Origin of the sequence: Neobacillus endophyticus (genome assembly GCF_013248975.1) — a bacterium.
Lineage (GTDB): Bacteria > Bacillota > Bacilli > Bacillales > Cytobacillaceae > Neobacillus > Neobacillus endophyticus.
Genome location: NZ_JABRWH010000001.1, coordinates 4089381 through 4109796, shown reverse-complemented (window position 1 = coordinate 4109796; position 20416 = coordinate 4089381). Strand labels below are relative to the sequence as shown.

The 20416-nt window shown below is 39.7% G+C and carries 19 protein-coding genes and 1 riboswitch; of the genes, 11 read left to right on the top strand and 8 right to left on the bottom strand.

Annotated features, from left to right (window positions below; translation table 11 throughout):
- Positions 1–62: 62 nt before the first annotated feature.
- The 3 genes from HPT25_RS20195 to HPT25_RS20185 form a co-directional block, all read right to left on the bottom strand.
- Entirely contained in the window at positions 63–410 is a 348-nt protein-coding gene (locus HPT25_RS20195) for an ArsR/SmtB family transcription factor (protein ID WP_173068365.1), read from the bottom strand.
- Between the two features lie 22 nt (positions 411–432).
- Positions 433–2193 (bottom strand): SulP family inorganic anion transporter, encoded by a 1761-nt coding sequence (locus HPT25_RS20190; protein ID WP_173068362.1) that lies wholly within the window; start codon positions 2191–2193, stop codon positions 433–435.
- Positions 2194–2524: 331 nt separating this feature from the next.
- Complete coding sequence (locus tag HPT25_RS20185; protein WP_173068359.1) at positions 2525–2719, bottom strand: alpha/beta-type small acid-soluble spore protein; 195 nt, start codon at positions 2717–2719, stop codon at positions 2525–2527.
- Positions 2720–2906: 187 nt separating this feature from the next.
- Here HPT25_RS20185 and HPT25_RS20180 point away from each other — a divergent pair, with 187 nt between their 5' ends.
- Positions 2907–3056, top strand: a complete 150-nt coding sequence (locus HPT25_RS20180; protein ID WP_173058287.1) for a hypothetical protein — start codon at positions 2907–2909, stop codon at positions 3054–3056.
- 172 nt (positions 3057–3228) lie between these two features.
- Here the strand turns inward: HPT25_RS20180 and dapA are convergent, their stop codons facing one another.
- Together dapA and HPT25_RS20170 are read right to left on the bottom strand one after the other, a co-directional pair.
- Positions 3229–4116, bottom strand: coding sequence for a 4-hydroxy-tetrahydrodipicolinate synthase (gene dapA, locus HPT25_RS20175; RefSeq protein ID WP_173068356.1), 888 nt, complete (start codon positions 4114–4116; stop codon positions 3229–3231).
- A gap of 110 nt (positions 4117–4226) precedes the next feature.
- Positions 4227–4406: riboswitch (Lysine riboswitch) on the bottom strand.
- Between the two features lie 187 nt (positions 4407–4593).
- A complete protein-coding gene (locus HPT25_RS20170) occupies positions 4594–4983 on the bottom strand; it encodes an aldo/keto reductase (RefSeq protein WP_173071319.1) in 390 nt (129 codons plus the stop codon).
- 155 nt (positions 4984–5138) lie between these two features.
- On the opposite strand from HPT25_RS20170, the gene cysP reads away from it, so the two are divergent.
- The gene (cysP, locus tag HPT25_RS20165) at positions 5139–6221 is read left to right on the top strand and encodes a sulfate permease (protein ID WP_312857308.1); all 1083 of its coding nucleotides are present in this window, start codon (positions 5139–5141) and stop codon (positions 6219–6221) included.
- 156 nt (positions 6222–6377) lie between these two features.
- A complete protein-coding gene (locus HPT25_RS20160) occupies positions 6378–7205 on the top strand; it encodes a formate/nitrite transporter family protein (protein WP_173068353.1) in 828 nt (275 codons plus the stop codon).
- 109 nt (positions 7206–7314) lie between these two features.
- On the opposite strand, the gene HPT25_RS20155 is transcribed toward HPT25_RS20160, so the two are convergent.
- Complete coding sequence (locus HPT25_RS20155) at positions 7315–7611, bottom strand: hypothetical protein (protein WP_173068348.1); 297 nt, start codon at positions 7609–7611, stop codon at positions 7315–7317.
- Positions 7612–7758: 147 nt separating this feature from the next.
- Between HPT25_RS20155 and HPT25_RS20150 the strand changes: the two genes are divergently transcribed.
- Both HPT25_RS20150 and HPT25_RS20145 read left to right on the top strand, forming a co-directional pair.
- Positions 7759–8664 (top strand): fumarylacetoacetate hydrolase family protein, encoded by a 906-nt coding sequence (locus HPT25_RS20150; protein WP_173068345.1) that lies wholly within the window; start codon positions 7759–7761, stop codon positions 8662–8664.
- A gap of 97 nt (positions 8665–8761) precedes the next feature.
- Positions 8762–9952, top strand: a complete 1191-nt coding sequence (locus HPT25_RS20145; protein WP_173071315.1) for a MalY/PatB family protein — start codon at positions 8762–8764, stop codon at positions 9950–9952.
- Between the two features lie 167 nt (positions 9953–10119).
- Here HPT25_RS20145 and HPT25_RS20140 read toward each other — a convergent pair whose 3' ends face one another.
- Entirely contained in the window at positions 10120–10800 is a 681-nt protein-coding gene (locus HPT25_RS20140) for a YdeI/OmpD-associated family protein (RefSeq protein ID WP_173068342.1), read from the bottom strand.
- 261 nt (positions 10801–11061) lie between these two features.
- On the opposite strand from HPT25_RS20140, the gene HPT25_RS20135 reads away from it, so the two are divergent.
- Positions 11062–12333 carry a CaiB/BaiF CoA transferase family protein gene (locus HPT25_RS20135; RefSeq protein ID WP_173068339.1) on the top strand — a complete coding sequence of 424 codons (1272 nt, stop codon included), beginning with the start codon at positions 11062–11064 and terminating at the stop codon, positions 12331–12333.
- Between the two features lie 13 nt (positions 12334–12346).
- Positions 12347–13555: an acyl-CoA dehydrogenase family protein gene (locus tag HPT25_RS20130; RefSeq protein ID WP_173068336.1), complete on the top strand. Its 1209-nt coding sequence runs from the start codon at positions 12347–12349 to the stop codon at positions 13553–13555.
- Positions 13556–13630: 75 nt separating this feature from the next.
- Here HPT25_RS20130 and HPT25_RS20125 read toward each other — a convergent pair whose 3' ends face one another.
- Entirely contained in the window at positions 13631–13939 is a 309-nt protein-coding gene (locus HPT25_RS20125; RefSeq protein ID WP_173071313.1) for a DUF3870 domain-containing protein, read from the bottom strand.
- A gap of 174 nt (positions 13940–14113) precedes the next feature.
- On the opposite strand from HPT25_RS20125, the gene HPT25_RS20120 reads away from it, so the two are divergent.
- From HPT25_RS20120 to cysI, 4 genes are all read left to right on the top strand, one after another.
- Complete coding sequence (locus HPT25_RS20120) at positions 14114–14806, top strand: NUDIX hydrolase (protein ID WP_173068332.1); 693 nt, start codon at positions 14114–14116, stop codon at positions 14804–14806.
- 208 nt (positions 14807–15014) lie between these two features.
- Positions 15015–16463 (top strand): MFS transporter, encoded by a 1449-nt coding sequence (locus tag HPT25_RS20115; RefSeq protein WP_173068329.1) that lies wholly within the window; start codon positions 15015–15017, stop codon positions 16461–16463.
- 247 nt (positions 16464–16710) lie between these two features.
- On the top strand, positions 16711–18510 hold the full coding sequence (locus HPT25_RS20110; protein WP_173071311.1) for an assimilatory sulfite reductase (NADPH) flavoprotein subunit: 1800 nt from the start codon (positions 16711–16713) through the stop codon (positions 18508–18510).
- 29 nt (positions 18511–18539) lie between these two features.
- Positions 18540–20258, top strand: coding sequence for an assimilatory sulfite reductase (NADPH) hemoprotein subunit (gene cysI / locus HPT25_RS20105; protein WP_173068326.1), 1719 nt, complete (start codon positions 18540–18542; stop codon positions 20256–20258).
- The last annotated feature ends 158 nt before the right edge of the window (positions 20259–20416 follow it).

Genomic DNA, 20416 nt, shown 5'->3' with positions numbered 1-20416 from the left:
ACAATTATTTATCCCATTACTATTTTATTAAACAGATTTTAGTATTTTTCCATAATTGATGATCATAGCTGTTCAGAATCGTCATTTTCATCATTTAACTTATCTAATATGGTTATTGTATCAACTAAATGATTATTAAATATTTGACGTGTGACCGAAAGTAGTTCAATAATCATGGGATCTCGGAGAGAATAAATAACACGGTTACCATCCTTTGTACCCGTAACAATATTTTTTGCACGTAATATCATGAGTTGTTGTGAAACAGCAGAACCTTCGCTGCCCACGAGGTTCTGAAGTTCATTTACATTCTTTTCTCCTTCTCCTAATAACTCAAGTATTTTGATTCTCAAAGGATGAGCGAGTGCTTTGAAAAACTCCGCTTTAAATTGTTGCATTTCAAGATTCAATTTTTTTATTCCTCCTTTTATACTAGTTAATTTCTAACAACTGTATTTTCTCTCCAACTTTCTCATTGACACCTGATAATGACGTACATTCACTGAAAGCAAAATGTTTACATCCAAGACATTTATTTCTGTTTAAATGTTTTATCGCAAAATCAATGGCTTCCCCTGTATGATCGAAAAAGTGTTCATCCCCAATGAAATGATATAAACCCGTTTTGATCAATAACTCCTTTGGCTGAGGTTTAATCCCACTTATTAAAACGATCCCGTGAGTAGAAAAGTTTTTAACAATACTAGAAAAATAAGATTCACCTGTTGTATCCATAAATGGAACTTTTCCAAGTCTTAAAATTAAAACATTTGGTTTTAATTTAATCGTATTTAAAATGGTTTGTCCAAAAGTTTGTGCTGCACCAAAAAAAAGTGGTCCTTCTACACTGTAAATACTGATTTGCGGACAATCATGCGAGTTAGTCACCATTTGGCTATCTACTTTTTTGCTTTTATTATTTGGATTTGGTAATACCTTAGCTGTTACCATTACATCACTCATACGTTTTATAAAAATAATAACGGTTAGAACAAGTCCGACTTCAACAGCCGTAGTTAAATCAACAAAAACTGTCAATAAAAAGGTAACTACTAAAATCACAGAATCTGCGGTTCTTGTTTTTAATAAATGATAAAATACGTGTCTTTCACTCATATTCCAAGCAACTACCATTAAGATTGGTGCCATGCTGGCTAATGGAATTTTCGAAGCATAAGGAGCAAAAAGCACTAATATAAGAAGTACAACGATTCCGTGTATAATCCCTGAAACGGGGGAAATGGCACCATTTTTTATATTGGTTGCTGTTCTGGCAAGGGCACCTGTTGATGGAATACCACCGAAGAACGGGGTAATCATATTAGCTATACCTTGACCCATTAATTCTCGGTTACTATTATGCTTACTGCCAGTCATTCCATCAGCGACTACTGCTGATAGTAATGATTCTATGGAGCCGAGTATGGCAATGATAAACGCCGGTTGAATAAGATGCTGAATTCGTTCCAACGTAATATCAGGTATGTTAAACTGCGGAAGTGTGCTAGGGATTTCACCATACATCGAACCAATGGTTGCTACTTGATTTGGATATAAAAAAGTGGCAACTAGGGTTGATACAAATAGACCAATTAGGGATCCCGGTATCTTTGGAAACAATTTAGGAGTGAATAGGACCGTTATAAGACATATTACAGCTGTCAATATACTATAAAGGTTTGCACTATGAATATGAATAAATACTTCTTTTAGATTAGGATAAAAGTATTCGTGCTTTTTTACACCTGTTAGTCCTAGGAAATTTGGAATTTGTCCTTCAAAAATAGTGACGGCAATACCAGAAGTAAAACCGATTATAACGGGTTTTGGGATAAATTTAATTAATGACCCTAAGCGGAAAATACCCATTAAAAATAGAATAATGCCACCCATAAATCCAGCGATCAACAAATTTTTAAACCCATAGGTCATTACAATTCCGAATAATATCGGAATAAATGCTCCGGTTGGGCCGCCAATTTGAAACTTGGAACCACCTAATAACGAAATGAGAATTCCAGCAATGATGGTCGTATAAATTCCGTACTGAGGTTTTACCCCTGAAGCAATGGCGAAAGCCATACCTAATGGGATCGCAATAACACCAACTACAATTCCAGAAATGAGATCTTTTTGAAATGCTTGTAGAGAATAATTCTTATATCTCCCAGTGAAAACTACCTTTTCTAGCACAGAACCACTTCCTTAGAAATAATATTTATATATTTGATTATTTGAATATACTAAAGAAAAATCTACACCTGATTTTTAATTATGTCAAAAGTTTTTTAGAAGTTCAATCATACATTATGTCACAAAGATAAACATAAACCTTTTAACATACTTTTTTAGTGATTTATGGGTTACAGTAAGTTCATATAAGAAAAACTCAGATAATAAAGGAATAGTGTAATTTCCTTAACGTAATAAACAGCTTTTTCCTGACGCTACCCCTAGTAGAATATTTCACGAATTAGAAAAAGGGCACCCAAACATGGGCACCCTTTGGCCGAAATCATACAAGTTACTGTCCTTGTTGATTTCGTAATGATTGTTCAGCAAATGCGACCAGACGTTTTGTCATTTCGCCGCCGACTGAACCATTTGCTCGTGCGGTCGTATCAGCACCAAGTTGAACTCCAAACTCGTTGGCGATTTCTTCCTTCATCTGATCCAAAGCTTGATTTGCACCAGGAACCAATAGTTTGTTTCTAGCCATGATACATCACTCCCGACGAAGTATTGAGCAATTAGAATTGCTCATTATTAAAATGAACGTTAAAAACAATCCTTATTCATATCCATCATTTCTCCAATTTAATTTAAAAAACCCTTGACCTCAACTTTACTTTAGGTAGTATCTTTTAAATTGTATCTTGTTAACCTAATAATAGGAGGAAATAAATATGACGAAATTTGCATTTGTAACAGGTGCTAATAAAGGGATTGGATATGAAATTGTGCGTCAAGATTCCTTTTGCAATTTAATCATAAAAACTTCTAACGTATTAAATCTGCTTTCTTTGGCTGAGCAAGTGCGCAATAAAAATAAGTAACGATAGGCTGAAGGAAATGAAGCGGCAAGGAATAACTGCGTGAGATTTGGAAAAAGGGTGGAGTTTAACCGATATATCATTTAGCAGAATAGGTAAATGATATATCATAATAATATTATGTAAACTATATATTAAAAAAAATAGGCTGCCAATGCGATGGCAGCCTATTTTTTTAATGAATAACTTTCTGTTTAAAAGGGCGCAAAACGTTTTCTAGTGAAGTTTTTTCCACATCGTTTAAAGGAACCATTGGTAAACGGACATCACCGACATTTATCCCGTTCATGTTTAATGCTGCTTTAACAGGGGATGGGCTCGGTTGAGCAAATAATGCCTTCATTAATGGCAGGAGTTTGCGATGGGCAGCAGATGCTGCTTGCAAATGACCACTGATAAAGTTTTGGATCATTTCTTGCATTTCGTTGCCAATAATATGAGAAGCGACAGAAATAATACCTGTTCCGCCGATTGATAATACAGGCAACGTTAAGCCATCATCACCGCTATATAGTGAAAAATCACTTGGCGTTTTCTCGATAATTTCCGCCATGGCATCCAGGTTACCGCTCGCTTCCTTCACAGAAACGATGTTAGGAATGGCAGAGAGGCGTATAACCGTTTCAGGTGCCAAATTGGTAACTGTTCTTCCTGGAACATTATAGAGCATGACTGGCAGACTGGTGGAATTGGCAATGGCTTGAAAGTGTTGAAATAATCCTTCCTGGGATGGTTTATTATAATAAGGAGTAACAAGCATAATTCCGTCTACACCTGTATCCTCTGCAAGCTTCGTTAAGCTAATTGACGCTCTTGTATTATTGGATCCTGTTCCAGCAATGACAGGAACTCGGCCTCCGGCAGTTTCCACCACATATTTAAATAGAGCCACTTTTTCTTCTGTTGTTAAGGTAGGGGACTCCCCGGTAGTTCCAGCAACGACCAATCCATCTGTTCCGTTTGCTATTAAATAGTTTACTAGTGTTTTTACTGCAGCAAAATCAATTTCACCATGTTGATCAAATGGCGTAACCATGGCAGTTAATACTCGGCCAAAATTCATCAATATCACCCTTTTTAAAAGTTTTTTAAATAGAGGTGGGTCAACGCAAAGAAACAGCAGCGAAGGGGACCCCGCTGCTGCAGAAGAAACATAAAAATTAAAGTTCCCGTGCGTGAGATAGCCCTCCATATAGATGTCTATATGACAGTTCTGTGTTTATTCAACAGCAGAACCAGCTTCAAGACGAATGAGCCTCTTGGAGCTTCGGCAAATTCCCCTTTCCACGATTATCTTTGGATCTCATTATCCTCCAAAAGTGTACTAATGGTCTTTGCGCCTCTATCCTCACTTCAATTGGATGAAGTAAGAAAATATTTAATTGACTGTAATATAACAGAATATCCTTGTCATTTCAAGAGATTTTTTTGATTTTATTTCAATATCCCTTATGTTGTTTTATGCTGCCGAGAACAATTTTTTCAAAAAGTCTCGCACTTCCCGCATTTATCATCATAGTATAAATTTTAGATTATATTCTTAAAAAGTAAAATGGTCTGGATCAGCACCGATACGTATATTTTCGTTTAGGTCATCGATTTGTTTCATTTCATTTACCGATAACTCGAAATCAAAAATATTGGCATTTTCTTTAATTCTGCTTTCTTTCACAGATTTAGGGATCGTGATGATGCCGTTTTGGAGATCCCAGCGTAAGATAATTTGTGCAATTGATTTGTTATGTACTTCTGCTATTTCTTTTAATACAGAGTGATCCAATAGACGCCCCTGTCCAAGCGGTGCCCATGCTTCGATGTGAATTTGTTGTTTTTGGCAATAATCACGGAGATCAGGTTGTGCCAAAAGGGGGTGCAATTTCACTTGCCTGATTGAGAGAAGGCAATTTTTATAGTTTTTTAAAAATTCTATGACATCTGACTTTTTTGTTGATTATTCAGAAGAGGAATTGTATAATTAGCACCATATTAAAATTATTCCTACCTGAATACTAAGAATTAAAGTTCAAAACATTAGGAATTTTTTAACTCGACTGTTTAGAAACGTGTACATAGGGGGAGATTGGAGTGTTTTGGACGTATTTGGCGTTTATCATAGCTTTCTTTTTTGCAATGAATATTGGCGCAAGCGGAACAGCAGCATCAATGGGAACAGCTTATGGAGCAGGTGCTATAAAGAATAGATTGGTAGCTATGATTTTGGTTGCTATTGCCGCATTCCTTGGCGCGGTTCTTGGAGGAGGCGAAGTGGTGAAAACAATCGGTAATGGAATTATTCCTTCGAAACTTCTTACCATAGAAATGGTCGTTCTGATACTCACCGGAGCCGCATTAACATTGTTTATTGCCAACTTGATTGGTATACCGTTGTCAACAAGTGAAGTGACGGTTGGATCCATAGTAGGAGCAGGAATTGCTTATAAACATGTTTATACTGAAAAACTGTTGGTTATTATTTTATTTTGGGTGCTTGTGCCGGTAATTTCTTTTCTCATTACATTTTTACTCGGGAAATTGATTGCCAATGCGGAAAAACGTTGGCCAATACTGACTAAACCAGGGAAATGGAAAACATGGCTGGCGAGACTGCTCGTTATAGGGGGCTGTTTCGAGGCATTCTCTGCCGGGATGAATAACGTGGCTAATGCAGTTGGCCCGCTTGTTGGTGCCGGTATGATCTCTGCAAATAAAGGAATCTGGATTGGCGGCTTGTTTGTTGCTTTAGGAGCTGTTCTATTGGGCAGCAGAGTCATGGAGACAAATGGCAAGAAAATTACCCAGCTATCTTTGTTAGAAGGAAGCTCGATTTCTTTTACAGGCGGAGCATTAGTGACCCTTGCGTCGTTATATGGACTGCCCATTCCTTTGACACAAGTTACGACTTGTGGAATTTTGGGGATCGGTGCATCCCAAAAAGGATTCGGTATTTGGCAAAAAAATGTTATTCAAAAAATCATTAAAGTCTGGCTGATCTCACCATTAGCTTCACTTGTTATTACCTACATTCTTATCAATCTATTAATTGAAGGTAACATCTACAATATTATCGTTATTTTAAGTTCTTTGATTGCAGCATTTGGCATACTCAGCCTATCTGCAAGCATTCGTAAGGAAGATAGCACGATACACGATGACGGCGGCGGCATATAATAAACCAGGGGTCTGAACATCACTGCAAAAATAGATTCATGCAGTAACGGTCAGACTCCAAAATGTTAGAAAAGTATTCACAAACTTTTGAGAAAAATGATGTACAATAGACTATGTTCAATATTTCACAAACTTAGTTAGAAGGAGAACATAGTTATGGCTTACAGTAAACCTGACAAAATCATGGAAATTACCGTTGAAAATGGAATGAAGAAAACGAAATATTCTTCTTTACAAACTCTGATTCTAGGATTTGAAGCGGGAGCCTTTATTGCTCTGGGATACCTGCTTTATATTCGGGTAACAGCTACTTTGACAGGCGGGGCAGTTGGATTGAGCAATTTGATTGGGGCATCCGTTTTCCCGGTAGGTCTTATTCTCACGTTACTAGCGGGAGGTGAACTATTAACTGGAAATATGATGGCAGTACCAATTGCCAGAATGGCCAAAAAAGTTAGTACTGGCCAGTTAATGTATAATTGGCTGCTAGTAACGATCAGTAATTTTGCAGGAGCTATTTTTGTCGCATATTTTTTTGGCCATGTAGCGGGATTGACAGAAGCGGCACCGTTTCTGGATAAAACGGTAAGTATCGCTCAGCACAAACTGGAGGCAAATTTTCTGCAGGCTTTTGTTTCTGGCATTGGCTGTAACTGGTTAGTTGCCTCTGCTGTCTGGTTATCTTATGGAGCAGAAGATATGTCAGGAAAAATACTGGGTATTTGGTTCCCGACCATGGCATTCGTTGCGATTGGCTTTCAGCACGTTGTCGCAAACATGTTTGTTATTCCGGCAGCCATTTTTGCCGGCCATTTTACCTGGTGGGAATACCTTCATAATTTTATTCCGGTTTTCTTAGGAAATGCAGTAGGCGGCACTATATTTATTGCCATGGCCTACTACCAAGTTTATAAGAAAAAAGACGGTTCATTGAAACAAATCCCATTCATTCGTCCGATGGCTAAAAGCAGCGGACGTTCCTAAAACAACCAGGGAGCCATATAATTGATATGGCTCCTGTTTTTTCGGCCAAGTGAAATTATGCCACTTTCTACGCCATGCCTGGCTCGCAGTAAGACGAGTTTCTTTCATATTAAACAATAAAATGTACGTCGCCATCTTCACTAATTTCAATTGTTGAGTAGCTCTCAAATACATGCATATTCGTGATTTCATGAAACTCCGCTGGCCGTGAAAAGCTTTCCATATAATGCTGGTACACTTCAGGATCCTTAACAATGTGATAATAAAAAATTTTCTTATCATCTTTCATATCACTCATCCTTAGTAAAAAACGATCATCGAATAGCTCCTTAAACCATTCTCTCGCTTCCTCATGATTCCTGAAATCGGGGATCCTCTCATGCTCCGGAGTAAAATTAAGATCCATTCCTATCCAAACCACCTTTTACTATTTAATATTTTCATTATGTCCAAGTAAAAATCATTTATATAAAAATTCGACAAGCATTTCTATTCCGATTTGTTATGATTTTTATAGATTTATGTCATTGCATTTAAAATGGGGGTGATTCTTATGAAATTCACAACATTTATGAATCATAACAACCAGATAAAAGCGGCATGGGTTAAAGAGGACGGAATTTATGATATGCACCAGATTAGCCACGGAAAATTACCTGATAATCTGCTTGATTTTATTAAAAATTCAGCACGATGCATGCCGCTAGCTGAAAAATTGGAAACGACTGCACAACCCACATGGAAAATAGATGAGGTGCAGATGGCTGCACCTCTGCCCAATCCGCCAAGTGTGAGAGACTTCATGGCCTTCGAATTACACGTCTTAAATGCCTCAAAGCGAAAGGGCCGTCCGGTGGCTTCTGAATGGTATGAGTTACCTGCGTTCTATTTTACAAATCATTTAGTATTGTCTGGAACTAATGAAAAAATAGAACGGCCGCCAGGATGTTTGGCTTTGGATTATGAGCTGGAAATAGCTTGTATTATCGGGAAAGAGGGGAAGAACATCAAGGCAGACGAAGCAGAAGAATATATCTTCGGTTATACCATTATGAATGATTGGTCAGCCCGTGACTTGCAAAGGAAAGAAATGAAAATCGGTTTAGGTCCTGCAAAAGGGAAGGACTTCGCCACCTCGATTGGTCCTTATATTGTAACAAAGAATGAACTCGAGCCATTCAGGATTCATGATCGTTACGAGTTAGCAATGACAGCAACGGTAAATGGGATGCCCCTTTCGCAAGGAAATGCAAAGGATATGTACTATTCATTTGGACAAATGATCGAACGAGCCTCCGCTGGAGTAAAGCTTTATCCAGGAGATATCATCGGCTCAGGTACAGTAGGAACAGGCTGCATCCTCGAACTTGGACCGGAAGTTCATCGATGGCTGGAGCCTGGTGATATAGTAGAGTTGGAAATTACCGGTTTGGGTCGCTTGATCAATCAAATAGTGTAATTCGAGAGAGCTTTTTTGACCAAAGGCTGGAAAAAATATTTTCACTTGTTATAGTAGTGATTAGAAGTAGAAACAAGTAGGAAAGGTCAGGATGGAAATGAAATATAATTTTGATGAAATCGTAAATCGGAGAGGCACCTATTCCTTAAAATGGGATGGGGGAAATTTTATTAAAAAGAGTGGATTAACGGAGCGATATGACGAAAATACGATTCCATTATTTACGGCGGACATGGATCTTCCGGTGGCGCAGCCGTTAGTAGATGCATTACATAGAACTGTCGATCATCGGATTTTTGGCTATACGATTTTTCCAGATGAGTATTTTGAGGCAGTCCAACATTGGTTTAAAAAGCGCCATGACTGGGAGATAAAAAGAGAAGAAATTGTTTACAGTCCCGGAACCGTCCATGCCTTAAATGTAGCTGTTAAAGCGTTTACCGAGCCAGGCGATGGAATTATTATTCAGCGGCCAGTGTATCCGCCGTTCACATCAGCTATTGTTACAAATCGTAGAGAGCTATTGAATAATGCTCTAATTTATGATGAGGATCGCTACTACGAGATCGATTTTGACGATTTTGAAGCAAAAGCAAGAGATGAACGGACGAAGATGTTTATATTATGCAATCCGCAAAATCCAACTGGAAGAATTTTCACTTCAGAAGAGCTGAGAAAATTAGCTGATATCTGTGAAAAACATGGAGTCATAATTGTGGCGGATGAGATTCATGGAGACCTCATACGCAGAAATCAAACCTTTATTCCGATTGCAAAAGCAGCTGATACTACCGACCATATTGTCACATTTACCGCGATTAATAAAACCTTTAATGTTGCAGGACTTCATTGTACAAATGTGGTGATATCCAATCCTGTTCTTAGAAAAACCTTTACAAAGGTGCTTGGAATGCACTTACCATCTCCCTTTACTGTAGCCGCCCTTATTGCGGTTTATTATGAGGGGGAGGATTGGTTAGAGCAGCTCAAGGAGTATATCGACGGTACGATCGAATGGGTGATCAACTTCCAAAAGGAGAAAATGCCGAAAGTGAAGATAAGAATTCCGGAAGGGACCTATATCATGTGGATGGACTTTAGCGGATACGATCTTTCGCCCGAAGAAGTTCACGATCGCATCTATAACAAAGCAAATGTTTTGCTGGAAGATGGCAAGATGTTTGGGGAAGAAGGGCTGCCATTTCAAAGAATCTGCCTCCCATCACCAAGACCTATGATTAAAGAAGCATTTGAAAGAATAGCAAGGGAATTCGCCGATCAGCAATAGAAAATGACCTAATTAGCTTGGGGTAAGAGCGGTTTAGGACTGAAAGCAGCTTCAGGAAGTTTTGCCTAAATGCCTATAGTTTTAACGTATGAAATGATAAACCCCTGCCCAAATATACATTGATTCGGGCAGGGGTCCATTTGAATTTTCGCTAATTTCTATACAAATTATCTTTTATTTCTCCGATATAAATCCATCGTTTTAAAGCCTTCACTTAAAACGGTTTCCATTTCTAAAAGTCGTTTTTTTCGGGTTTCTGCACGTTTTGCACTATAAACGTAACGTGCCCAATCCTTTTGATAACCAGGGGTTAATTGATTAAAGGCTGTCAAGATTGCTTCGTTTTTGTCCAAATATTGCTTGATGTCATCAATGTAATCAATGTAGTCGTCGACGCGTTGACTGTTTTTGGTGCTGGAAGAATTGGCGGCTTTTTTAGGTGTCGATTTTAAGCCGACAATGGTAAACACCTCATTTAGGCTAACCATTCTGGCAAACTTGATCCCACTCCCTAGTACATATCCATCCTCATCCGCAGGCAGTGCTTCAATTAAACGGTCACGCTCTATGTATTCTTGATATTTAGGGTTATTCTTTTTAGGATAAGCAAAATACAAATACCCATTTGAACTTAGCAACTGTTTTTCGATCATCATCCGCAATTGTTCTGTAAATTCTTCTAAATGAAAAACAAAGCTAACAATCAAATCATATTGATCTTGATTTATGGAAGAGTCAAAGTCTAAACCTTCAAAATCCTGAAGATCTTCAGGCTTTTGAAGGATAAGTTTCCTGTCATATTTTGTCAAATTTAATTTTTCTATCACACTTTTTTGTGCGTCTGCCATGTTTTTACTCCCTCTCTTTTTTTCATTTTATCCTTCGAATGACATAATTTCAACGCATAATGGATACGATTACAAAATGCCTAAAACTTATTCCAAAAATAAAACGCTTGCAGAATACAGAAAATTGTGTAAAATAGAGATATAATTCCCGTCCCTATCCACCTCACAGCGGAAGGAAGAGGGAATACTTTCTAAACTGAAGATAGATTTTGACTGTTAAGATTTCATCACCCATCTTTTACCAGATGGTGTTTATGAATCATGGAGCCAGTTCTAACCACTTTTTTAAGGGGGGAGGACTGGCTTTTTGTTTGTTCTTTAAAAGAAGGGGGAGTGACCGTGGCCGGCGCCGGTGCATTAACAGGTTTAAAAGTGTTGGATTTAACGAGGGTTCTTGCAGGTCCTTACTGCACAATGATGTTAGGGGATCTGGGTGCTGATGTGATCAAAGTAGAAGCACCGGGAGGAAGCGATGAAACAAGGGAATGGGGACCGCCATTTCAAAATGGAATCAGTGCTTATTATTTGTGTGCCAACCGCAATAAGCGCAGTATAACGATCGATTTAAAAACGAAGGAAGGAAGGGAACTGATCCAGACTTTGACCAAGGATGCTGATGTATTGATCCATAATTTCAAAACAGGTTCAATGGAAAAATGGGCTCTGGATTATGAACACTTGCAAAAAATCAATCCTAGACTCATTTTTTGCTCGATAACAGGCTTTGGGGAAACAGGACCCTACCAGCACTTACCAGGTTATGACTATATTGTTCAAGGCATGTGTGGCATGATGAGCATTACTGGCAATGAAGAAAGCGGTCCGGTAAAAATCGGTGTAGCCATGATGGATATTTTGACGGGGCTTTACTCAGCCATTGCCATTGAAGCCGCCCTACTGGAAAGAGAAAGATCAGGCTTGGGGCAAAAAATCGATATGTCCCTTTTTGACTGCGGTGTCAGTTCTTTGGTCAATGTGGCCAGCAATTTCTTGATCTCCGGAAAAGTGCCGCAAAGACTCGGAAATGAACATCCCAATATCGTACCCTATTCCACCTATCGTGCCATGGATGGGGACATCATCATTGCTGTAGGTAATGACCGACAATTTGCTTCATTGTGTGATTTGCTGGGCAGGCCGGAATGGGCAGAAAATGATTCCTACCGCACGAATCAAGCACGGGTGAAAAATCGCCAGCGGCTGACGGAATTATTGGAAGAAAGACTGCAGTTAAAACCTGTAGATGCTTGGCTGAAATTGCTCTCGGATGCTACTATTCCCTGTGGCCCGATCAATACGATGGATAAAGTATTTGATGATCCGCAGATATCCGCCCGTGATATGGTAGTGAAGGTTGACCATCCTGTGGCAGGAACAGTTCATCTAGTTGGATCGCCGCTTAAGCTTTCCCGTTCCAAAATCCAAATGAATCGCTATCCACCGATGGCAGGTGAGCACAGCGAAGAAATTTTACAAGAATTAGGTCTATCAGCAGAACAAATGAACCATCTAAAAAATAACAAAATTATTTAGGAGGCAATGAACAATGAACTTTGAATTTTCTGATGAACAAGAAATGCTGCGAAAAATGGTACGTAGTTTTGTAGATAAAGAGATTTTGCCTTATATGAAGGAGTGGGACGAAAATGGAGGATTCGATCCAAAGCTTTTCAAACGGTTAGCCGATTTAAACCTAATGGGTGTATGTATTCCAGAGACATATGGAGGCAGTGGAATGGATTATAATTCATTAGCCATAGTATGTGAGGAATTGGAACGCGGGGATACTGCATTTCGTACAGCCGTATCCGTTCATACCGGATTAAATAGTTTAACATTATTACAATGGGGGACAGAAGAACAAAAGCGCAAGTACCTCGTACCACAGGCAAAAGGGGAAAAAATAGGTGCGTTTGGATTGACGGAGCCTGGTGCGGGGTCAGATGTAGCCTCACTTTCTACAACAGCTTCGAAAGACGGCGACGATTATGTATTAAACGGTTCGAAGACATGGATTTCATTATGCGATCTTGCTGACCATTTTATCGTGTTTGCCTATACAGATAAGGAGAAACTCCACCATGGCATTTCAGCATTTATCGTAGAGCGGACGATGCCGGGCTTTTCCTCCAAAGCGATTAAAGGGAAGCTGGGAATCCGTTCCGGAAATACCGGGGAACTATTCTTTGACCAAGTTCGAGTGCCAAAGGAAAACCTCTTGGGCAATGAAGGGGATGGTTTTAAAATTGCTATGTCAGCACTTGATAACGGCCGCTTTACAGTTGCGGCAGGCGCTGTTGGTTTAATCCTGGCCTGTTTGGAAGAAAGCGTGAAATATTCCCATGAGAGGAAAACATTTGGGAAAGAAATCGGGCGCCACCAATTAGTTCAACAAATGATTGCCCATATGGAAGCGGGACTGCAAATGAGCCGTCTCCTCGTTTATCGTGTTGGTGAATTAAAAAATCAAGGAAAGCGTAATACTAGAGAAACATCTTTGGCGAAATGGCAGGCCTGTGATTTTGCCAATAAAGCGGCGGACGATGCTGTGCAAATCCACGGAGCATATGGTTACTCCAGTGAGTATCCAGTGGAACGCTTTTTAAGAAACTCCAAAGCGCCGGTTATTTATGAAGGAACACGTGAAATTCATACAATCATGCAAGCGGAATATGTTCTCGGTTATCGTCAAGATAAACTATTGTCCCATCCGCTTCCGGCATGGCCTTTTGAAACTATCAAGGAATCGGTATAATATAAATATCGATAGAGAGCGATCCAAAATGTGGAACCGCTCTCTTTTTATTTGGAACTGCTAATTATTTTCGGGCTATAGCTGTAGTGCTTCATATTGTTTATATAAATCTTTTAAAGCAGCAATGAGTGCATTATTCGCTTTTCCTAGATAAAAATGTTTTATTTCCTCTAGCGGTTTATCGATTCCATTTCTTAAACTGTGGCCTTTCAAAATCCTAGTAATATAATCCCTGCCATGTTCAGTAGCCAGTGTACAAGAGGCATCGACGATCACACCATAGGTTTTATCAATTTCAGCTGTAATGGTTAAAGTTTCAAAGATGCTTTTAGCTGCCATTCCTGATGGCAATTTGGCATGTCCGGCAATAAAAAGGGTATTCATCATTTTCTCTCCCCTATATTTTTTATTTTTAGAATATAACAAAAAGCCCTCATCTGTCACTGCCTGTACGATATTACAAACCGGTATGCTTCAACCATTTTGTCTTTATTAAAGGGAAACGTAACAGAAAAAGTGAATATATATGAAAAGAATAATGTTAAAGGTGGGACTAAGATGATTGTGAAGCCGAGGCCGGCCTCGACCGTTGTATTAATGGATGAATGTTCAAGGGTTTATATGACTAAACGACCCAACACGATGAAGTTTTTTGGCGGTTATTATGTATTTCCCGGTGGGGCAGTGGAAGAGAGCGACTATTGGGAGGGACCAGAGATTTTGAAAACGGTTCAGGAAGGTGAATCTATCCCTTCTGCGCATTATATAGCAGCAGCTCGAGAGCTTTTTGAGGAAGTCGGTGTGCTTCTTTGCCAAACGAAGGACGGAAAACCGGCTGTTTTAAAGGATACCGCCGTTTTAGAATACCGCCGCCTAATGGTAAATGGTGAGCTTACTTTTTTACAAATGATAAAACAAGAAGGATTAAAGTTTCATATGAGAAGCTTAACTCCGTTCGGACATTTGATTACGCCTGAAGTGAGTAAGATTCGATTTGATACACGTTTCTTTCTGGCACATTTGCCAACGGGACAAACTCCGGCTCCTGATGAAAATGAAGTCGGGGAAGCCTGCTGGCTTTCTCCTGTTGAGGCCTTAGCAGCCTTTCAAGAAGAGAAAATCTTACTGGCACCGCCAACTGTTCTTGCCCTTAAAACCATATATGATTATTTGAATGGTGGACCATTGCACATGCCGCAATTGCAAGGTGATGAGTTGTTTAACTATAAATTGCAACTAAAAAGTGAATAAACCGAATTGGGTATCTTCTTGTATTCATCCTTCAATTTCAAATTTTGTTCCACAAATCACAGACTGCATCTACTAAAATACTTTCCTGATGTTGAATTCCTGCAATTAATCGATTATTTATAGTCAGCACCGTCTTTCAGCTGGTATGGTATAATCATATTAGTATCGTTATTTTGCTATAAAAATAGGGAGGAAGAAGCTTTCTATTATGGGCAATCCAGTGAATAACATCAAGAAAAAGCAGGGAAAACATTGGTATGCTGTTGCGACTGTATGTATTGGTGCTTTTATGGCAGCACTTGATGCCAGCATTATCAATGTCGCCCTGCCAAATTTAGAGAAGCAATTTTCGACATCCATGAATGAAGTGGAATGGGTAAGTTTATCCTATTTAATTTCACTTGCCTCACTTATTTTGATTTTTGGCAGACTGGCCGACATGTTGGGCCGAAAATGGCTGTATACGATTGGCTTTGTAATTTTTTCTTTTAGTTCATTATTCTGCGGACTGGCTCCAAGCCTTTCCATTTTATTAGGATGCCGTGTCCTTCAAGGGTTTGGCGCAGCTATGCTTCAGGCAAACAGTGTGGCGATTATCACAGCAGCTACACCTAAGGAAGATCTGGGAAAAGCAATAGGGTTCCAAGCCAGCGCGCAAGGAATTGGTTTAAGTGTGGGACCAGTTGCAGGAGGGGCATTACTGTCTTTCATCGGCTGGAAATGGCTATTTTTTATCAACCTGCCTATCGGCTTCATCGGTACTTTTTTAGGCATTCTCTTTTTACCTGATGAATCATCTGTCGTTAAAAAACATGAGAAATTTGATTTTATTGGCGCCTTATTATTTATTCCTTGCATTATTTCAATAATATATATTCTGAATATGGGAATGAAGCAAGGTTACGGCTCACAATGGATGGGTTTTTGTTACATGATTGCGGTCATTACTTTTCTCTTGTTTATCATATATGAAAGGAAGCATGCACAGCCATTGGTAGATTTCTCTCTATTTAAGAATGTACATTTTACGATGGGGAATATCACCGGCATGATGTCTTTCATTGTCATGTATGCAGTCCTGTTGTTAACACCTTACTATCTCGATGAAGTCAAGCATTTGCCAATTTTACAAGCCAGTTTGCTCATCACGGCAGTTCCGATTGGAATGACCATGTCCACTCCCATTTCGGGTATCATGGCAGACCAGCGGGGGACAGCAGTACCAGCCATGATTGGTCTATCATTGTCAACTATTGGTGGATTGATGTTATCGATGATTAATTTAACCGGCACCTATATTTTAACGTGTACGGGACTATTTCTTGTTGGGGCAGGGATCGGGATGTTTACACCTCCGAATAATTCCAGTGTAATGGGAAATGCACCTAAAAAAGTGCTAGGTGTTGCCGGGGGAATCCTGAATATGTCGAGAACGCTAGGTATGAGTTTAGGGATTACACTAGGCGGTTTAATCTTTCAATTTTTCTTACATGTATATGGACAGGCACAGCAGAATTTTATGCTTTACGCATTTCGGTCTTCCTATTTTATCGTCGCGCTCTTTTCACTTTTAACCCTTATTATTACGTATCGAAATCATAAAAAAGAGCTGAAACATGTTAGAGGGTATTCATCCAAGCAAATAGGACTGGATTAATTATTATGTCAGGGAAGCTAAAATTCCTTGACATTTTTTTTTGCCTCAGATTACATTAAGACTTATGGGAAAAAAATTTACAGATTATTTTTTAATATGAGAAATTTTTAATTCCAACTTGACTTATAGGAATAGTAAAACTATTATAATATTAATCAATTTTTTGAATGAAAGGTGTTAAGTAGCATTTTTAAAAAGAAAAAAATGGTAATTGACATACATTCCTTTGTGAGGTGGATAGATTTTGGTGCAACTTCAGGTATTAAACAGTCCGTTTAATCAGGAGCAGGCAGAATTGCTTAACAGACTTCTGCCGACATTAACAGAATCACAAAAGTTTTGGCTTAGCGGCTATTTGGCAGCATTACAGCCTAATCAAGTACTCGGTTCTGCTGCCCCTGTTCAAAATACAGGGAAGGCCCAATCAAAAGAAGTAACAATTCTTTTCGGGTCTCAGACAGGGAATGCCAAGGGACTTGCCGGCAAAGTAGGTAAGACACTTGAAAATAAAGGTTTTCAAGTAACGGTTTCCGCGATGAGTGATTTTAAGCCAAATAATCTAAAGAAAGTTCAAAATCTTCTTGTTATTGTTAGTACACAAGGAGAAGGAGATCCGCCAGACAACGCGCTATCATTACATGAGTTTCTCCATAGTAAACGGGCGCCGAAACTTGAAGGATTACAATTTTCAGTATTAGCACTCGGCGATACTTCTTATGAATTTTTCTGTCAAACAGGCAAACAGTTTGATACGCGTCTTGAGGAACTGGGCGGTACACGTCTTTACCCAAGATTTGACTGTGATGTTGATTATGACGAACCTGCAGCTGAATGGTTAGAAGGTGTTCTTGGAAGTTTATCAGAATCACAAATTGATAGTACTCCTGCATCGATTTCTGATGCAGCACCTCAAACTGGCGAGTCGGTATTTTCCCGAACAAACCCATTTAAAGCAGAAGTATTGGCAAATATCAATTTAAACGGCCGCGGCTCCAATAAAGAAACGCGCCATTTGGAAATATCATTGGAGGGATCCGGGTTGACTTATGAACCAGGGGACAGCCTAGGTATTTACCCGAAAAATGACCCTGCACTTGTTGATGAGCTTTTAGCTGTATTGAAGCGGAACCCTGAAGAGCCGGTAACTGTAAATAAGCAGGGAGAACTTCAAAGTTTACGTGAAGCATTAATTTCTTATTTTGAAATTACCGTGTTAAGTAAACCGCTGCTTGAGAAGGTAGCACAGTTATCAGGAAATCCAGAATTAAATGAGCTTATAGCTTCTCCAGAGAAACTGAAGGAGTATGTGAACGGCCGTGATTTACTGGATATCGTTCGTGATTTTGGTCCATGGGGTGCAACAGCACAAGAATTTGTTTCGATTTTACGAAAAATACCACATCGCCTATATTCTATTGCCAGCAGCTTAGCAGCAAATCCCGACGAAGTGCATTTAACAATCGGAGCTGTCCGCTATGAAGCACACGACCGTGAACGTAAAGGCGTCTGCTCGATCTATGCGGCTGAGCGTCTCGAGGCTGGAGATACTGTTCAGGTTTTCGTTCAGCAAAATGACAACTTTAAATTGCCGGCAAATCCGGAAGCACCAATTATTATGATTGGACCAGGTACAGGAACAGCTCCTTTCCGTTCTTTCATGCAGGAGCGGGAAGAAACAGGGGCTAGCGGCAAATCATGGATGTTCTTCGGTGATCAGCATTTCCGCACAGACTTCCTATACCAAACCGAATGGCTTAAATGGATAGAAACGGGTGTTCTAACAAAAATGGAAGTGGCTTTTTCCCGCGATCAAGCTGAAAAAGTGTATGTACAGCACCGTTTACTTGAACATAGCAAAGAAATATTTGCATGGCTTGAAGAAGGTGCATACTTGTATATTTGCGGCGATGAAAAACACATGGCACATGATGTTCATAACACATTACTTGATATTATCGAAAAAGAGAGCGGCTTAAGCCGTGAAAAAGCGGCTGAATACTTAGCCGGCTTACAGCAGCAAAAACGTTACCAGCGAGATGTCTACTGAGTTTTGAATGGAGAGGAGTTTTTTTCATAATGGTAAAGCAAATTTTAACCGCACCGGACGGACCGCCTAGTGATGTAGAGCGGATAAAAATCGAAAGCAACAACTTGCGCGGTACGCTGAAGGAAGTTTTTTTAGATCGCCTTACAGCCGGAATTCCTGAAGACGACAACCGTCTCATGAAACATCATGGTAGTTATATGCAGGATGACCGCGATTTAAGAAACGAACGGGCAAAGCAAAAACTAGAGCCAGCTTATCAGTTCATGCTTCGTGTTCGTGCACCGGGCGGTGTGGTGACACCGGAGCAATGGCTTGTGCTGGACGACCTTTCCGATCGAAATGCAAATGGCAGAATCAAATTGACAACCCGTCAGTCGTTTCAATTTCACGGTATTTTAAAATGGAATATGAAGGATACCATTCAAGAAGTCCACCAAAGCCTTTTGACTACTCTTGCTGCATGCGGAGATGTTAACAGGAACGTCATGTGTAACCCTAATCCATATCAATCGGAAGTCCATGCCGAAGTGTACGAATGGGCGAGCTATTTAAGTGAATACCTATTGCCGCGTACTAAAGCTTATCATGAAATCTGGCTGGATGAAGAAAAAGTGGCTGGAACACCTGAAATTGATGAAGAAGAACCATTGTACGGACGAACTTATTTGCCTCGGAAATTTAAAATCGGTATTGCCGTACCTCCATCAAATGACATCGATGTTTTTTCACAGGACTTGGGTCTGATTGCCATTGTAGAAGATGGCAAGCTCATTGGTTTTAACATCGCTATTGGCGGCGGTATGGGTATGACACACGGTGATAAGCTGACTTATCCTCAGATTGCCAAAGTGATCGGCTTCTGTACTCCTGATAAAATTGTCGAGGTTGCAGAAAAAACCATTACGATACAGCGTGATTACGGTAACCGTTCTATTCGAAAAAATGCCCGTTTCAAGTACACGGTTGACCGACTTGGATTAGAAAATGTCAAGGAAGAGTTGGAAAATCGTTTGGGCTGGAAACTTGAGGAAGCAAAATCCTATCATTTTGAACATAACGGTGACCGTTATGGCTGGGTGAAGGGCGTAGGCGGAAAATGGCATTTTACACTATTTGTAGAAAATGGCCGTGTAGGAGACTTCGATGATTACAAGCTGAAAACTGGCTTACGGGAAATCGCGAAAATTCATACAGGTGACTTCCGTCTGACTCCAAACCAAAACTTGGTTATTTCGAATGTATCAAGCCAGAAGAAGAAACAAATTGTTGAGATGATGGAGCAGTACGGTTTAACAGACGGCGAGCACCATTCCGCGTTACGCCGTAATTCCATGGCCTGCGTAGCTCTGCCAACTTGTGGTTTAGCATTTGCAGAATCAGAACGATATCTTCCGGGTTTACTTAGTAAAATAGAAGAGATTATCGACGAAAACGGCTTACGCGATCAAGAAATCACTATTCGTATGACCGGTTGTCCAAATGGCTGTGCACGTCCGGCATTGGCTGAAATCGCATTTATGGGTAAAGCTGTAGGAAAATACAATATGTATCTTGGTGCAGCCTTTGACGGCAGCCGTTTAAATAAAATGTATCGTGAAAATATCGGTGAAGAAGAAATTTTGAGCGAACTGCGTGTCCTGCTTTCTCGATATGCAAAAGAACGTCTTGAAGGCGAACACTTCGGCGACTTCGTCATTCGCGCCGAGATTGTCAAAGCCTCAACAGATGGCACTAATTTTCATGATTAATTAAGCATGATTTAAAAGGCAGGGAGAAATCCCTGTCTCTTTTTTAGCATTTAGCTGTCATTTAACGCTTTTAGTCGCGCCTTCTAATTGCCTTTTCTCCGATTGAGGCAGTAGATAAAATACTCTTAATATGCGGAGTTTCTTAAAATTAATCCTAT

Coding starts and splice junctions, on each gene's coding strand:
- HPT25_RS20185 (WP_173068359.1), bottom strand. CDS start 2,719: ATGGCTAGAAACAAACTATTGGTTCCTGGTGCAAATCAAGCTTTGGAT.
- HPT25_RS20180 (WP_173058287.1), top strand. CDS start 2,907: ATGACGAAATTTGCATTTGTAACAGGTGCTAATAAAGGGATTGGATAT.
- dapA (WP_173068356.1), bottom strand. CDS start 4,116: ATGAATTTTGGCCGAGTATTAACTGCCATGGTTACGCCATTTGATCAA.
- HPT25_RS20160 (WP_173068353.1), top strand. CDS start 6,378: ATGGCTTACAGTAAACCTGACAAAATCATGGAAATTACCGTTGAAAAT.
- HPT25_RS20155 (WP_173068348.1), bottom strand. CDS start 7,611: ATGGATCTTAATTTTACTCCGGAGCATGAGAGGATCCCCGATTTCAGG.
- HPT25_RS20150 (WP_173068345.1), top strand. CDS start 7,759: ATGAAATTCACAACATTTATGAATCATAACAACCAGATAAAAGCGGCA.
- HPT25_RS20145 (WP_173071315.1), top strand. CDS start 8,762: ATGAAATATAATTTTGATGAAATCGTAAATCGGAGAGGCACCTATTCC.
- HPT25_RS20140 (WP_173068342.1), bottom strand. CDS start 10,800: ATGGCAGACGCACAAAAAAGTGTGATAGAAAAATTAAATTTGACAAAA.
- HPT25_RS20135 (WP_173068339.1), top strand. CDS start 11,062: ATGGAGCCAGTTCTAACCACTTTTTTAAGGGGGGAGGACTGGCTTTTT.
- HPT25_RS20130 (WP_173068336.1), top strand. CDS start 12,347: ATGAACTTTGAATTTTCTGATGAACAAGAAATGCTGCGAAAAATGGTA.
- HPT25_RS20125 (WP_173071313.1), bottom strand. CDS start 13,939: ATGAATACCCTTTTTATTGCCGGACATGCCAAATTGCCATCAGGAATG.
- HPT25_RS20120 (WP_173068332.1), top strand. CDS start 14,114: ATGATTGTGAAGCCGAGGCCGGCCTCGACCGTTGTATTAATGGATGAA.
- HPT25_RS20115 (WP_173068329.1), top strand. CDS start 15,015: ATGGGCAATCCAGTGAATAACATCAAGAAAAAGCAGGGAAAACATTGG.
- cysI (WP_173068326.1), top strand. CDS start 18,540: ATGGTAAAGCAAATTTTAACCGCACCGGACGGACCGCCTAGTGATGTA.